This is a genomic window from Dokdonella sp., assembly GCF_051958935.1.
GTDB lineage: Bacteria > Pseudomonadota > Gammaproteobacteria > Xanthomonadales > Rhodanobacteraceae > Dokdonella_A.
Genome location: NZ_JBQCFP010000201.1, coordinates 20,755 through 33,758 on the forward strand (window position 1 = coordinate 20,755; position 13,004 = coordinate 33,758).

Below are 13,004 nucleotides of genomic sequence, written 5' to 3' on the forward strand. Positions count from 1 at the left end.
GGGAATTGGGCGAAAATGCGGATCGACAATGCTAACACCCGGGCGTCGACGACACGTGCCGATGCGCAAGCCCCGTTCATCCCGATCCGGCGCAACCAAGGCGAGCGCGGGCGCCGTGCGCATCGTCGCCGGTCGTCTGCGCGGGTCGCGCCTCGCCGTGCCCGTGCGCGAAGGGCTGCGCCCGACGCCCGACCGCGTGCGCGAAACGCTGTTCAACTGGCTCATGCCGTACCTGCCGGGCATGCGCTGCCTCGACCTCTACGCGGGCACCGGCGCGCTCGGCATCGAGGCGCTGTCGCGCGGCGCCACCACTTGCACCTTCGTCGAGCGTGATCGCGAACTCGCCCGCGCACTCGCCGACAACCTCGTGCGGCTGCGCGTCGAGGGGGCCGAGGTCGTCAACGCCGACGCGGCCACCTGGCTCGCCGGCCCGGCGCGGACCTACGACCTCGTCTTCCTCGATCCACCGTTCGAGGCCGACCTCTGGCAGGGCGCGGCGGCGGCGCTGGAAAGCCGCGGCTGGCTCGCCGATGGCGGTTTCGCTTACGTCGAATCGCCGCGCGACGCGCCGCTGCAATTGCCGGCGGCGTGGACGCCGCATCGCGAAGGCCACGCGGGGGCGGTGCGCCATGCGCTCTATCGCCGCTCCGGGTCGGTTCCGTTAAGCTAGCGGCCATTTTCGCAGGGATGGCCCATGCCAACCACGCAGCAGCGCGCGCGCATCGCGGTGTATCCGGGCACGTTCGATCCGATCACGAACGGCCATATCGACCTCGCCAGCCGCGCGGCGCCGCTGTTCGACCGCCTCATCGTCGCGGTCGCCGACAGTTCGACCAAGGGGCCGGCGTTCGACCTGGCCACCCGGATCGACCTCGCGCGCACCGCGCTCGACGGCCTGCCGAACGTCGAGGTGCGCGGCTTCGCCTCGCTGCTCGCCGATTTCGTCGAGGAAATCGGCGCCGGGGTGATCCTGCGCGGGCTGCGCGCGGTGTCGGATTTCGAATACGAATTCCAGCTCGCGAGCATGAACCGCCATCTGATCCCCGCAGCGGAAACGCTGTTCCTGACGCCCGCGGAGCAATACAGTTTCATCTCTTCCTCGCTGGTTCGCGAAATCGCGCGGCTCGGCGGCGATGTTTCCGGGTTCGTCCATCCGGCCGTGCAACAGGCGCTGCGCACGCGCTATCTGAATTCGACAACCAAGAGGTAATGCCACCATGCGCAAGATTCTTCCGATCGTAGCCCTCGCCGTCGCCGCGACGTTGTCGCTCGGCGCGTGCAGCCCGGGTGGCGAGCAGGTCGCCGTGCCGGCCGCCGAGCAGAAGCCCGCGATCCCGCCGATGCCGGCCAATCCCACCGACAAGAACGCGTGGAAGCAGTACCTGGTCGCGGTCGTCACGGCGAACATGCAGGGCGTGAAGAGCAACCACCCGTACATGTACTTCGTGCCGGCCGGCGACGACGAGGCATCCGTCGCCGATCGCAACAACCAGCTCGAGAACGTGCGCACGGTCGTCTCGCGCGGCGTGCTGCCGGGCAACATGATGGCGTTCGGCGGGCCGGACTCGAAGCTGACGTCGGCTCTCATCATCGATGCGTTCAAGGAAGCGGCGCCGGGTTCGTTCAAGGACGTCGTCGTGCTGTTCGTCGGCGCGACGGCCGAAGGCGCCGCGGTCAAGCTCGCACTCGATCCGACCGGCGCCGACGTGCGTTTCGTCGAAGCGAAGTAAGAGACGGGAATGGACGACGGAACCGGCAGGCGCCGCCGCAACGCGGCAGCGCTTGCCGGTTCCGCTCCTGATCCCCATCACGCATGTCACTCAAGATCACGGACCAGTGCGTCAACTGCGACGTCTGCGAGCCGGTCTGTCCGAACAAGGCGATCAGTCTCGGCCGCGAGTTCTACGAGATCGCGCCGGACCTTTGCACCGAATGCGTCGGCCACCACGACGAGCCGCAGTGCGTGATCGTCTGCCCGGTCGAATGCATCATTTCCGACCCGGATCATCCGGAGTCGCGTGACGCGCTGCTCGAGAAGTACGCGCGCCTCACGGGTTGAATCGCGGCGCATCGCGCCGCATCGTGGTGTCGTCGAGCCGGCGCCGGTGCGCCGGCGCGTTCACCTGCAACCACGTGGCCGCTTTGCCCGCGACGGCGGCAATGACGCAGAATCGAAGGCCCCGCGCGAGGAGCACGCCATGAATCATCGTTGGAAGCAGGTCGTCCTCGCCGCACTCCTCGCGCTCGCCGGTGGCAGCGCGGCGGCGGCCGACAAGCCGAGCCAGGCGGCGATCGCGAGTGCGCACGTGCTCGCGACGCAGGCCGGTTTCGAAGCGCTCGACATGGGCGGCAATGCATTCGACGCCGCGGTCGCGGTCGCCTCGACGCTGTCGGTGGTCGAGCCGCAGAGTTCCGGTATCGGCGGTGGCGGCCTGTTCCTGCTGCGGCGTGCGTCGGACGGCAAGGAAGTCATGCTCGACGGCCGCGAGGCTGCGCCGGCCGCGGTCGATCCGAAGGATTACCTCGACGCGAAGGGGCAGCCCGATCGCGACCACGCGCTGAATGGACCGCTTTCGGCCGCCATTCCGGGTGAGCCCGCCGCGCTCGTCGCATTGGCGCGGCAATACGGCAAGCTGCCGCTTTCGAAATCGCTGGCACCGGCGATCCGCATCGCGCGCGAAGGGTTCCAGCCCGATCCGCGCGCGCTCCGCGCAATTGCGCGCCAGCGCGACAACCTCCTGCGCTGGCCCGCGTCGGCCGCGCTGTACCTCGACGGGGGCGCCGTGCCCAAGCAGGGGTGGACCCTGCGCCTGCCCGATCTCGCCGGCGTGCTCGAAGCGATCGCGCGCGACGGCAACGACGGTTTCTACCGCGGCGAGATCGCGCAGCGCCTCGTCGACGGCGTACGTGCCGCGGGTGGCCGCTGGACGCTCGACGACCTGGCGAAGTACGAGGCCAAGGAGCGTAAGCCGATCTCGTTCGAATACCGCGATTGGCACATCGTGACCGCGCCGCCGCCCTCGTCGGGCGGCATCGCGCTCGCCGAGATGCTCAATATCCTCGGCGGCTACGACCTGGCGAAATTCGATCGCACGCATCGCATGCATCTCGCGGTCGAGGCGATGCGTCGCGCCTTCCGCGACCGCGCCGAATATCTCGGCGACCCCGACTTCGTGCAGATGCCGGTGGCCGAGCTGACCCATCCGCTTTACGCGGCCGGCCTGCGCGCATCGATCCATCCCGACAAGGCGACGCCGAGCGGCATGCTGCCCGGCTACATGGCGCCGGCCGAGAGCATGCACACCTCGCACTTCTCGATCATCGACCGCGACGGCAACCTCGTCTCCGGCACGCAGACGGTGAACACGACGCTCGGCTCCAAGTTCGTCGTCGCCGGCACCGGCTTCGTGCTCAACAACGAGATGGACGATTTCGCGCTCGTCGCGGGCAAACCGAACGCGTATGGCCTGCTCGGCAATGACAACAATGCACCCAAGCCCGGCAGCCGACCGCTGTCCTCGATGACGCCGAGCTTCATCGTCGGCAAGGACCGCATCGGCGTGATCGGCACGCCGGGCGGCAGCTACATCATCACGATGGTGCTCGAAGGCATCCTCGCATTCGTCGAAGGCGAAACCCCCGAAGAGATCGTTGCGCTGCGCCGCTATCACCACCAGTACATGCCCGACGTGATCGAAGCGGAGGCGGGCGCGTTCACGCCGGCCGAGAAGACCGCGCTCGAAGCGATGGGCCACACCGTGAACGTCGCCGCGAGCACGTGGCCGTTCGGTTTCATGAACGTCGTGAGCTGGAACCGCCACACCGGCGAGATGCACGCGGGCAGCGACCCGCGCGGCGATTCGGGCAGCGGCATCGTCAAGTAGCATCACGTTACTACCTTCTCTGCCGCTCGCGGGAGAGGGTTGGGGTGAGGGCGATCGGAGCGTACGCTTCGTCCACCCCCAGCCGACTCGCTGCGCGGGTCGACCCCTCCCGCAGGCGGGAGAGGTGAACGCAGTGGCATCCATTCATCAAGGTTCGGCGCGCGCATGAAACTCTGGTCCATCCTCGGCAACTCGCAGAAGCTCGACGGCGGCGCGATGTTCGGCAACGTGCCGCGCGCGATGTGGGAACACTGGATCGCGCCCGACGCCGACAACCGCATCCCGCTCGCCTGCCGCGCGCTGCTCGCCGAAGGCCTCAACGGCAAGACCGTGCTGTTCGAGACTGGCATCGGCGCGTTCTTCGAGCCGAAGCTGCGCGAGCGCTTCGGCGTGGTCGAGGAGCGCCACGTGCTGCTCGACTCGTTGCGCGCGGCCGGGTTTTCGCACGAGGACATCGACGCGGTCGTCGTCTCGCACCTCCACTTCGACCACGCGGGCGGCCTGCTCGCGGCGTGGGCAGAGGGCAAGGCGCCGAGCCTGCTGTTCCCGAACGCGACCTACATCGTCGGCGAGGAGTGCTGGCAGCGCGCGATACGCCCGCACCCGCGCGATCGCGCCTCGTTCATCGCGGAGCTGCAACCACTCCTCGAAGCCTCGGGCCGCCTCGAGCGCGTGCAGGGCACGCATTCGCTGACTCTCGGCATGCAGGTGCGCTTCGCCTATTCGAACGGCCACACGCCTGGGCTCATGCTGTCCGAGATCACGACGCCGAACGGTGGCATCGTGTTCTGCGCCGACCTCATCCCGGCCCGGCCATGGGTGCACCTGCCGATCACGATGGGGTACGACCGCTATCCGGAACTGCTCATCGACGAGAAGCGCGCATTCCTCGAGGACAAGCTCGCGCGCGACGTGCGCCTGTTCTTCACCCATGACGTCGGCTGCGCCTGCGCGCACGTCACGCGCGACGAAAAGGGCCGTTTCGGCACGCGCGGCGAAGTCGCCGAAATCGTCGGCGAGGCCGCCTGATGGCGCGGCGTGGACGCCGCTCGGGCAAGGGGCGAGCGCTGCTGCTGGTTGCGATCGGCGTGCTCCTGGCCGGTGCGGCCGCATGGTGGCTGCGCCATCATCGCCACGCGATCCCGACTTTCCCGCTGGCGGACGAACCGGCGTCGCCGGGCATCGAGCGTATCGATGCGCGCAATGAAGGACGCGAGATCGAACTCAGCGGCGCCGTGCGCGTGGCGCGCCCCGCGCGCGACAGCGCACTCGCGATCGAAGCCGACGCGGTCATGCTGCTGCGCGACGTGCAGATGGTGCAGTGGCAGGAGCATTGCGCGGGTTCCGATTGCCGCTATGCGCTCGAGTGGTCGGCGCGCCGGATCGACTCGCATGCCTTCCGTGACGCGGCAGGGCATCGCAACGACGTGCCGTTCCCGCTATCGAGCGAATCGTTCGCGGCGGCCGAAGTGCGCATCGGCGCATACGCTCTGGACGCGAACCTCGCCGCCGCGGGCGTGGCGGCGCAGCCCTACGCGGTGTCGACCGCGCGCCTGCCGCCGAACCTCGCGGCCACGTTCCATGACTGCGACGGCGCGCTCTGCACGGGCGATCCGAAGAAACCCGCCGCGGGCGACCTGCGCGTCGCATACCGCATCGTGCCGGCCGGAACGCGCCGCGTGAGCGGCGTGCAGCACGACGGGCGCCTGCGCGCGGCGAGGCGCTGATGCCAGGCGGGCTGACTCCACGCGGGATGATGTGACGACCGCGCGACGCGCGTGTACCGTAGGCGCATCGTCGACCGGGAACCAACATGCACATCACTGGAATCTACGCCGCACTCGCGACCCTGCTCGTGCTGCTGCTCGCGGTGCGCACCTCCGCGGGCCGCCATGGCAAGCGCATCTACACCGGCGATGGCGGCGACGCGGACATGTTCCTGCGCATCCGCGCCCACGCGAACGCGATCGAGAACCTGCCGCTCGCGCTGCTCCTGCTGGCCTTGCTCGAATGGAACCAGACCGCGCCGCCCTGGCTGCACGCCTGCGGCTGCGTGCTGCTCGCCGGCCGCATCCTGCACGCCCTCGGCATGTCGATCCCGGCATTCTCCCGCGTCGGCCGCGTCACCGGCACCACGCTCACCTGGGGCATCATGGCCGCGATGGCCATCCTGCTCCTCTGGCAGTGGCTCGCCTTCACCTCGATCCGCTGACCTGGGACACGGAGCACATGGAGCACACGGAGGAAGAGCTTTTTACATGAAGAGCCTTTCCTCGGCTTTGCCTTCTCAGTGTGTTCCGTGTTCCGGGCTCTTACCCATTTTTGCTCTTCTTCGTGCCCTTCGTGTTTCAATCTCTACTCTTGCTTGCGCTGGACGCGACCCCGCAGTCAGCGCGTGAACAGAGCCGCGTGGTCGAGCATGTACAGGCCCGCGAACATCTTCGGGTCGATCGAGTAGCCGGCGTTGATCTTTTCAATGAGCCACGTCGCCGCTTCGCGGCGTGGGACTTCGTGTACGGTGATGTCCTCGGTTTCGTCACCGCCGCCCGCCTCGACGCGCTCGAGGTCGCGCGCATGGACGAAGGCGAGGATCTCGTTGCTCATGCCCGCCGAGGTCGGCCCCGCCATGAGGAAGTCGATGCGGCCTGCGCGGTAGCCGGTTTCCTCGACGAGTTCGCGATGGGCGGCATCGACCGCGCTTTCGTCGGCGCTGCTGGCGACATCGCCGACCAGACCCGCGGGCATCTCGATCGTCATGCACTCGATCGCGGGGCGATACTGTTCGACGAACAGGATGCGATCCTCCGGCGTCACCGCGATGATCATCACGCCGCCGCCCGGATTGGTGCGCTCGGCGTATTCCCAGCGGCCGCGGCGCTTGAGGCGCAGCCATTTTCCATTGCAAAGCGTTTCCGTTTCGGTCATTGTAGGCGGCTTTCCTGAAACTATTCAGCGGGTTGGCGGTCAATGCCCGGCCCCCCCATGAGGAACGATCGAATGATGATCCGCCGCATTCTATGCACTTTCGCGTTTGCCCTCGTGGCAGGCCCCGCCGCGGCCGCGCCGGCGGTGCAGGCGGGGGCGGGTCTGGACCCGAGCCACCTGTCCAAGGGGCAGATCGAGCAGATGCAATCGCCGGCCGCGCTGCTGCGGGCCGCCGCACTGTACAAGCAGAACGGCGACCTCGACCGTCTGGCCTGGACGCTCGAGCGCCTGACCGCATTCGAACCCAACGTCGGTGACCTCAAGCTCGCGCTCGCGACCACCTATGCCCGCCAGGGCCAGAAGACGAAGGCGTACGACCTGCTGCTCGGCATGCAGCGCGTCGGTTACGGTTACGACCTTGCCGACAATGCGGATTTCGCCAAGATCGCCGGCACCAAGGTCTGGACCTACATCACCGACGGCCTCAAGACGAACCTCAAGCCGTTCGGCGAGGGCAAGGTCGCCTTCTCGCTGCCGGCAGGCGATCACCTGTACGAGTCGCTGGCGTGGGATCCGGTGCGCAAGCAACTGCTCGTGGGCAGCGTGCGCGACGGCACGATCATGCGCGCGGATGCCGACGGCAAGCTCACCGACTTCATCGCGCCCGGCGACAGCGGGCTCTGGAGCGTGTACGCGATGGCGGTCGACGCCGACGACGACGCGCTCTACGTGGCGAGCACGGCATCGCTCTACTTCAAGGGTTTCAGCCAGGCGAACTACGGCCAGGCCGGCGTGTTCAAGTTCAGCCTGTCGAACGGCAAGCTGCTCCAGAAATACCTGCTGCCTTCGGGCCCCCAGCCGAACACGTTATCCAGCATTGCCGCGCGCAAGGGGCTCGTCTTCGCCGCCGACGGCCTGCACAACGTGATCTACCGGCTCGACGGCGGTGCGCTCAAGCCGATGATCGCCAACCCGAAGTTGACGAGCGTGCGTGGCCTCGCGCTCAGCGACGATGCGAAGACGCTCTACTTCGCCGACTACTCCCTCGGCGTGTTCGGTGTCGACCTCGCGGCGGGGAAGCCTTTCGACCTCAAGTACGACACGACCAAGCTCGCCCTTGGCGGGGTCGACGGCCTCGGCTGGTACGACCACCGGCTCGTCGCGATCCAGAGCGGCATGTCGCCGCGTCGCGTGATGCGCATCGCGCTGGACGACGACCGAAAGACCGTCACGGCGGCGATGCCGCTCGATGCGGCCAATCCGGCGTTCGAGCTTCCGACCTACGGCACCGTCGCCGGGGATTCGCTGTATTTCGTCGCGAACAGCCAGAAGAACGCATACGACAGCTACGGGTCGCCGAAAGACCCGAACAAGATCGAGCCGGTCAAAGTGTTCAAGAGTGACCTGCGCTTCGCCTGGGATTCGGGCACGCTGGCCGTCCCCAGGCGGGCGCCGGCGGGGCCGATCAGCGAATCGAAGCCGGGCAGCGGCGCGTTCTCGAACGTCGACGGCGGCTCGCAGTCCGTTACCGGCAATTGAAAAAGGGGCGGCGCAGGAGCATCGCGGCTTCCGCGGCTCCCACGAGAAGCCGTCCCCGGCCATCTCGCGCGCGGGCTCACGCCTCGCGCAGCGCCCGCACGCGTGCCCGCGTGAGTGGTCCGAAGCGCATGCGCTCGAGCAACTCGTCGATCGCGTCGTCGAGCGGCTTGCGGCGATATTCGTCGGCGTGCGCGGGCACCGGCGCGTCGAGCGCGATGCCGGTCAGTGCGCGCGACAGGCGCGCGATCTCGGCATGTTCGCGCAGGCGCATCGACGCCGCCGCAGCGCCGCGCGTGCGCAGGAATGCGACCTCCTCCGCGCGCGCCAGCAGCGCGTCGAGCGTGCCGAAATGATGCAGCAGGATCGCAGCGGTCTTCGCGCCGATGCCCGGCACGCCGGGTATGTTGTCGACCGCGTCGCCGGTGAGCGCGAGGTAGTCGGCGACCTGGTGCGGATGCACGCCCAGGCGCGACTTCACCCCGGCGCTGTCCCACCGCTGGTTGCGCGCAGGGTCCCACTGTTCGTCGGCATGACCGATGAGCTGGCCGAAGTCCTTGTCGGCCGAAACGATCACGCCGCGGAAGCCCGCCTCGCGCAGGCGCGCGAGTGCGCTGCCGATGAGGTCGTCGGCCTCGTACTGGTCGTCGGTGAGCACGGTCGCGCCGAATGCGCGCGCGACCGCCTTGCAACCGGCGAACTGGCGCATGAGGTCGTCGGGCGCGGCGGGCCGGTTCGCCTTGTAGGCAGGGTAGAGCGCGTTGCGGAACGAGCTGTTGAGCGACTCGTCGAACGCGACCGCGAGGTGCGTCGGCCTCGCGCGTTCGAACAAATCGAGCAGGAAGCGCGCGAAGCCGTGCACCGCGTGGGCCGGATGGCCGTCCGCATCATGGGCGTCGGGTACCTGCGCGAACCAGGCGCGGCAGACGTACAGGCTGCCGTCGACGAGATGGACCGTGTCGCCCATCGACTCAGGTCCACTCCGACCAGACGTCCGCGAGCGCCGGGCGCGCGCGCTCGGGTGCGGGCTCCTTGGGCGTGCCGATGTGCACGAACGCGATGATGCGTTCGTTCGCGCCGAGGCCGAGCACGCGCGCGACCTCGCCGTCGTAGGCGGCCCAGCCGGTCAGCCATTGCGCGCCGAAGCCGAGCGCCTGTGCGCCGAGCAGCAGGTTGTAGGCGACGCAGCCGGCCGAGAGGAGTTGCTCCTGCGCCGGGATCTTCGGGTGATCCGCCTCGATGCGCGCGATGACCGCGACGATCAGCGGCGCGGCGTTGAAGCGCTCGCGATCCTTCTCGAGCGCGCTCGGCGCGACGCCGGGTTCCACTTGCGCATGGATCGCGGCGAGGCGCTGGCCGAGGCGCGCGCGCGCTTCTCCGCGGATCGCGAGCAGGCGCCACGGCACGAGCTTGCCGTGGTCGGGCACGCGTATCGCAGCCTGCAGCAGGCGGTCGAGCTGTGTGGCGTCGGGGGCGGGCGCGCCGAGCTGGCGCGCCGGTACGGAGCGTCGTTGATCGAGCAGGTCGAGCAGGTTCAAGGCGGGCGTCGTCGTCATGTCGGAAGCGGGCAAGGATAGCGCGTGGGACGACGACGTGCGGTCGCGCGCGCCCTCGCGCAAGGCGCAGCCCGCGCTACGATCGTTCGACGCGGACCGGGCGGGAGCGGGTGGGCACAATGCCGACAAACCTTGCTAGGATCGACGCTCCGATCGATGGGTGAGGGTGGTCATGCCGACGACCGTTGTCGCGCTGCGCGAAACCGTACCGGGCGAACGCCGCGTCGCATTGACGCCCGAGGTCGCGAAGAAGCTCAAGGCGCGCGGCGCCGACATCGTGATCGAGCCGGGGATGGGGCAGGGCGCGTATTTCGCCGACGCTGCCTACGCCGGTTGCGAAGCGGCCGCCGACGCGCGTGCCGCGCTTGCCCGGGCCGACGTGCTGCTGCGCGTGCAGCCACCCTCGCTCGAGGAGATCGCCGCCCTCAAGGAAGGCGCGGTGGTCATCGCCCACCTGCAGCCGCACCTCGCGCCGGAACGGACCAAGGCACTGCGCGATCGCCGCATCACCGCGTTCGCGATGGAACTGCTGCCGCGCACGACGCGTGCGCAGGCGATGGACGTGCTCTCTTCGCAGGCGGCGGTTTCCGGCTACAAGGCGGTACTCATCGCGGCGGAAGCAGCGCCGAAGTTCTTTCCGATGCTGACCACCGCGGCCGGCACGATCCGGCCGAGCAAGGTGCTCGTCGTCGGCGCCGGCGTCGCCGGCCTGCAGGCGATCGCGACCGCACGCCGCCTCGGCGCGCAGGTCGAGGGTTTCGACGTGCGCCCCGAGACGAAGGAGCAGATCGAATCGCTCGGCGCGAAGTTCCTCGACCTCGGCGTCAGCGCCGCCGGCAGCGGTGGCTACGCGCGCGAACTCACCGCCGAGGAACGCGAACAGCAACAACGAGCGCTCGCCGAACAACTCAAGGCCTTCGACGTCGTCGTCACCACCGCCGCGGTGCCCGGGCGCAAGGCGCCACGCATCATCTCGGCCGCGATGGTCGCCGGCATGAAGGCGGGCGCGGTGATCGTCGACATCGCCGCCGAAACCGGCGGCAACGTCGAGGGCACCGAAGCGGGCCGATCCGTACTGAGCGCGAACGGCGTGAGCATCATCGGCACGACCAACCTGCCGGCGAGCGCGCCCGTGCACGCGAGCGAGATGTATGCCCGCAACCTCTACAACTTCCTCGAGCTGTCCCTCAAGGACGGCACGCTGACGCTGGACTGGGACGACGAGCTGATCGCGAAGACCTGCCTGACGCACGCGGGCGAGATCCGCCACGAGTCGACGAGGCAACACATTGAAGGTGAAACGCAGAGAGATTGAAACACGAAGCACACCGAGCACACGAAGGAAGCATGGACGGGCATGTCGAGGGAATTCGACGCTGTTTCGCACAAGGTGCCATCGAGGTACATCGCCAACTCGGTCCGGGGCTTCTGGAGTCCGTATACCGAGTATGCCTGGCATACGGGCTGGCGGCGGCCGGGTGCGCGTGTGGGCAGGAAAGGCCCGTTCCGATTCGCTACAAGGGAGTCGACCTTGTTGCGGTTTTCGCATGGATCTGTTGGTCGAACAGGAATTGGTGGTGGAGTTGGAGTCGGTGGAACCGTTGTTGCCGGTTCACGGCGCGCAGCTACTGAGCCTGTCGGGATTGCGCACGGGACTTCTGATCAACTTCAACGGCAAGGTTCTGCGAAACGGTGTGAGGCGGCTGGTGGTGTGATTTTCTTCGTGTGCTCGGTGTGCTTCGTGTTTCAAGCTTTGCTTTGACGGAGGCGACGATGATTGACGGATTTCTCGCGCTGTACATCTTCATGCTCGCCGCGTTCACCGGCAAGGAAATCATCGGGCGCGTGCCGGTGATCCTGCATACGCCGCTGATGTCGGGGTCGAACTTCGTGCATGGCATCGTGCTGGTCGGGGCGATGATCGCGCTCGCGCACGCCGAGTCGCCGCTCGCGATCGCGATCGGTTTCATCGGTGTCGTGCTCGGGGCGGGCAACGCGGCCGGTGGCTACGTCGTGACCGAGCGCATGCTCGAGATGTTCAAGTCGAGCAAGGACAGGAAGTGATGTCGCCGACATTCCGATTCCACCGCTGCCGCACGTCCGGGAAGCATTGATGGATACGCAGACACTGCTGGTCTACTTCGCGAAGGCGTCCTACCTGCTCGCCGCCGCGCTGTTCATCCTCGGCATCAAGCGCATGTCATCGCCGGTGACGGCGCGCGCGGGCATCAGATGGGCCGGCGTCGGCATGGTGATCGCGACGCTCGCGACGTTCGCGATCACCGGCGCGCACAATGTCGGCTGGATCATCGGCGGCATCGCGCTCGGCGTGATCCCGACCTGGCTGTGGGGCAGGAAGGTCGCGATGACCGACATGCCGCAGATGGTCGCGTTGTTCAACGGCATGGGCGGCGGCTCCGCCGCGGCGATCGGTGCGGGGGAACTGCTCAAGTTCTCGCAGCCGGGTGCACCGGTGCCGCCGCTCGCGACGCTCGCGCTCGCCGTCGTCGGTGCGCTGATCGGTTCGATCTCTATGACCGGCTCGATCATCGCCTGGGCCAAGCTCGACGGCCGCATGGACAAGGTCTTCCGCTTCGGCGGCCAGCAGGCGGTGAACTTCCTCGTGTTCGCCGCGGCCGTGCTCGCGGGCCTCGCGCTCATCGCATGGAAGCTCGATGCGAACCTCGTGATCGTGTTCTTCGCGCTCGCGCTCGTGTTCGGCGTGCTCATGACCCTGCCGATCGGTGGCGCCGACATGCCGGTCGTGATCTCGCTCTACAACGCCTTCACCGGCCTCGCGGTCGCGTTCGAAGGATACGCGATGGGCATCGAAGCGCTCATCGTCGCCGGCATGGTGGTCGGCGCGGCGGGCACGTTCCTCACCCAGCTGATGGCCAAGGCGATGAACCGGCCGATCAGCAACGTGCTGTTCTCGAACTTCGGCGGTGGCGGCAGCGGCGAGACGATTGCCGGTGCGCAGAAGCCGATCGAGCCGGCCGACGCGGCCTCGCTGCTGTACATGGCCGAGAAGGTCATCATCGTGCCCGGCTACGGCATGGCCGTCGCGCAGGCGCAGCACAAGATCTGGGAACTGTCGCAGGCG

The 13,004-nt window shown here is 68.0% G+C and carries 15 protein-coding genes and 1 pseudogene; 13 read left to right on the plus strand and 3 right to left on the minus strand.

Going from position 1 to position 13,004, the window contains the following annotated elements:
• Positions 1–61: 61 nt before the first annotated feature.
• The 8 genes from rsmD to ACTHK2_RS19300 all read left to right on the plus strand — a co-directional run bounded on the left by rsmD (position 62) and on the right by ACTHK2_RS19300 (position 6,096).
• Positions 62–670, plus strand: coding sequence for a 16S rRNA (guanine(966)-N(2))-methyltransferase RsmD (gene rsmD / locus ACTHK2_RS19265; protein WP_440247357.1), 609 nt, complete (start codon positions 62–64; stop codon positions 668–670).
• Between the two features lie 24 nt (positions 671–694).
• A complete protein-coding gene (coaD, locus tag ACTHK2_RS19270; RefSeq protein WP_440247358.1) occupies positions 695–1,210 on the plus strand; it encodes a pantetheine-phosphate adenylyltransferase in 516 nt (171 codons plus the stop codon).
• 7 nt (positions 1,211–1,217) lie between these two features.
• Positions 1,218–1,730, plus strand: a complete 513-nt coding sequence (locus tag ACTHK2_RS19275; protein ID WP_440247359.1) for a hypothetical protein — start codon at positions 1,218–1,220, stop codon at positions 1,728–1,730.
• A gap of 83 nt (positions 1,731–1,813) precedes the next feature.
• Complete coding sequence (locus ACTHK2_RS19280; protein WP_440247360.1) at positions 1,814–2,059, plus strand: YfhL family 4Fe-4S dicluster ferredoxin; 246 nt, start codon at positions 1,814–1,816, stop codon at positions 2,057–2,059.
• A gap of 139 nt (positions 2,060–2,198) precedes the next feature.
• Positions 2,199–3,884 (plus strand): gamma-glutamyltransferase, encoded by a 1,686-nt coding sequence (ggt, locus tag ACTHK2_RS19285; RefSeq protein WP_440247361.1) that lies wholly within the window; start codon positions 2,199–2,201, stop codon positions 3,882–3,884.
• Between the two features lie 165 nt (positions 3,885–4,049).
• On the plus strand, positions 4,050–4,913 hold the full coding sequence (locus ACTHK2_RS19290) for an MBL fold metallo-hydrolase (RefSeq protein WP_440247362.1): 864 nt from the start codon (positions 4,050–4,052) through the stop codon (positions 4,911–4,913).
• Complete coding sequence (locus ACTHK2_RS19295; protein ID WP_440247363.1) at positions 4,913–5,611, plus strand: TMEM43 family protein; 699 nt, start codon at positions 4,913–4,915, stop codon at positions 5,609–5,611. The genes ACTHK2_RS19290 and ACTHK2_RS19295 overlap by 1 nt, the downstream gene beginning before the upstream one ends.
• Before the next feature lie 86 nt (positions 5,612–5,697).
• Entirely contained in the window at positions 5,698–6,096 is a 399-nt protein-coding gene (locus tag ACTHK2_RS19300) for an MAPEG family protein (RefSeq protein ID WP_440247364.1), read from the plus strand.
• 176 nt (positions 6,097–6,272) lie between these two features.
• Here ACTHK2_RS19300 and ACTHK2_RS19305 read toward each other — a convergent pair whose 3' ends face one another.
• Positions 6,273–6,809: an NUDIX hydrolase gene (locus ACTHK2_RS19305; protein ID WP_440247365.1), complete on the minus strand. Its 537-nt coding sequence runs from the start codon at positions 6,807–6,809 to the stop codon at positions 6,273–6,275.
• 114 nt (positions 6,810–6,923) lie between these two features.
• Between ACTHK2_RS19305 and ACTHK2_RS19310 the strand changes: the two genes are divergently transcribed.
• Positions 6,924–8,348, plus strand: a complete 1,425-nt coding sequence (locus ACTHK2_RS19310) for a hypothetical protein (protein ID WP_440247366.1) — start codon at positions 6,924–6,926, stop codon at positions 8,346–8,348.
• Positions 8,349–8,424: 76 nt separating this feature from the next.
• Here the strand turns inward: ACTHK2_RS19310 and ACTHK2_RS19315 are convergent, their stop codons facing one another.
• Complete coding sequence (locus tag ACTHK2_RS19315) at positions 8,425–9,312, minus strand: 5'-3' exonuclease (protein ID WP_440247367.1); 888 nt, start codon at positions 9,310–9,312, stop codon at positions 8,425–8,427.
• 4 nt (positions 9,313–9,316) lie between these two features.
• On the minus strand, positions 9,317–9,901 hold the full coding sequence (locus ACTHK2_RS19320; protein ID WP_440247368.1) for a nitroreductase family protein: 585 nt from the start codon (positions 9,899–9,901) through the stop codon (positions 9,317–9,319).
• 172 nt (positions 9,902–10,073) lie between these two features.
• Between ACTHK2_RS19320 and ACTHK2_RS19325 the strand changes: the two genes are divergently transcribed.
• From ACTHK2_RS19325 to ACTHK2_RS19340, 4 genes and pseudogenes are all read left to right on the plus strand, one after another.
• Positions 10,074–11,216 carry a Re/Si-specific NAD(P)(+) transhydrogenase subunit alpha gene (locus tag ACTHK2_RS19325; RefSeq protein ID WP_440247369.1) on the plus strand — a complete coding sequence of 381 codons (1,143 nt, stop codon included), beginning with the start codon at positions 10,074–10,076 and terminating at the stop codon, positions 11,214–11,216.
• 32 nt (positions 11,217–11,248) lie between these two features.
• Positions 11,249–11,616 (plus strand): annotated as a pseudogene (locus ACTHK2_RS19330) (GxxExxY protein).
• 58 nt (positions 11,617–11,674) lie between these two features.
• Positions 11,675–11,965 (plus strand): NAD(P) transhydrogenase subunit alpha, encoded by a 291-nt coding sequence (locus tag ACTHK2_RS19335; RefSeq protein WP_440247370.1) that lies wholly within the window; start codon positions 11,675–11,677, stop codon positions 11,963–11,965.
• 49 nt (positions 11,966–12,014) lie between these two features.
• On the plus strand, positions 12,015–13,004 hold a 990-nt coding region (locus tag ACTHK2_RS19340), incomplete at its 3' end, for an NAD(P)(+) transhydrogenase (Re/Si-specific) subunit beta (protein WP_440247371.1).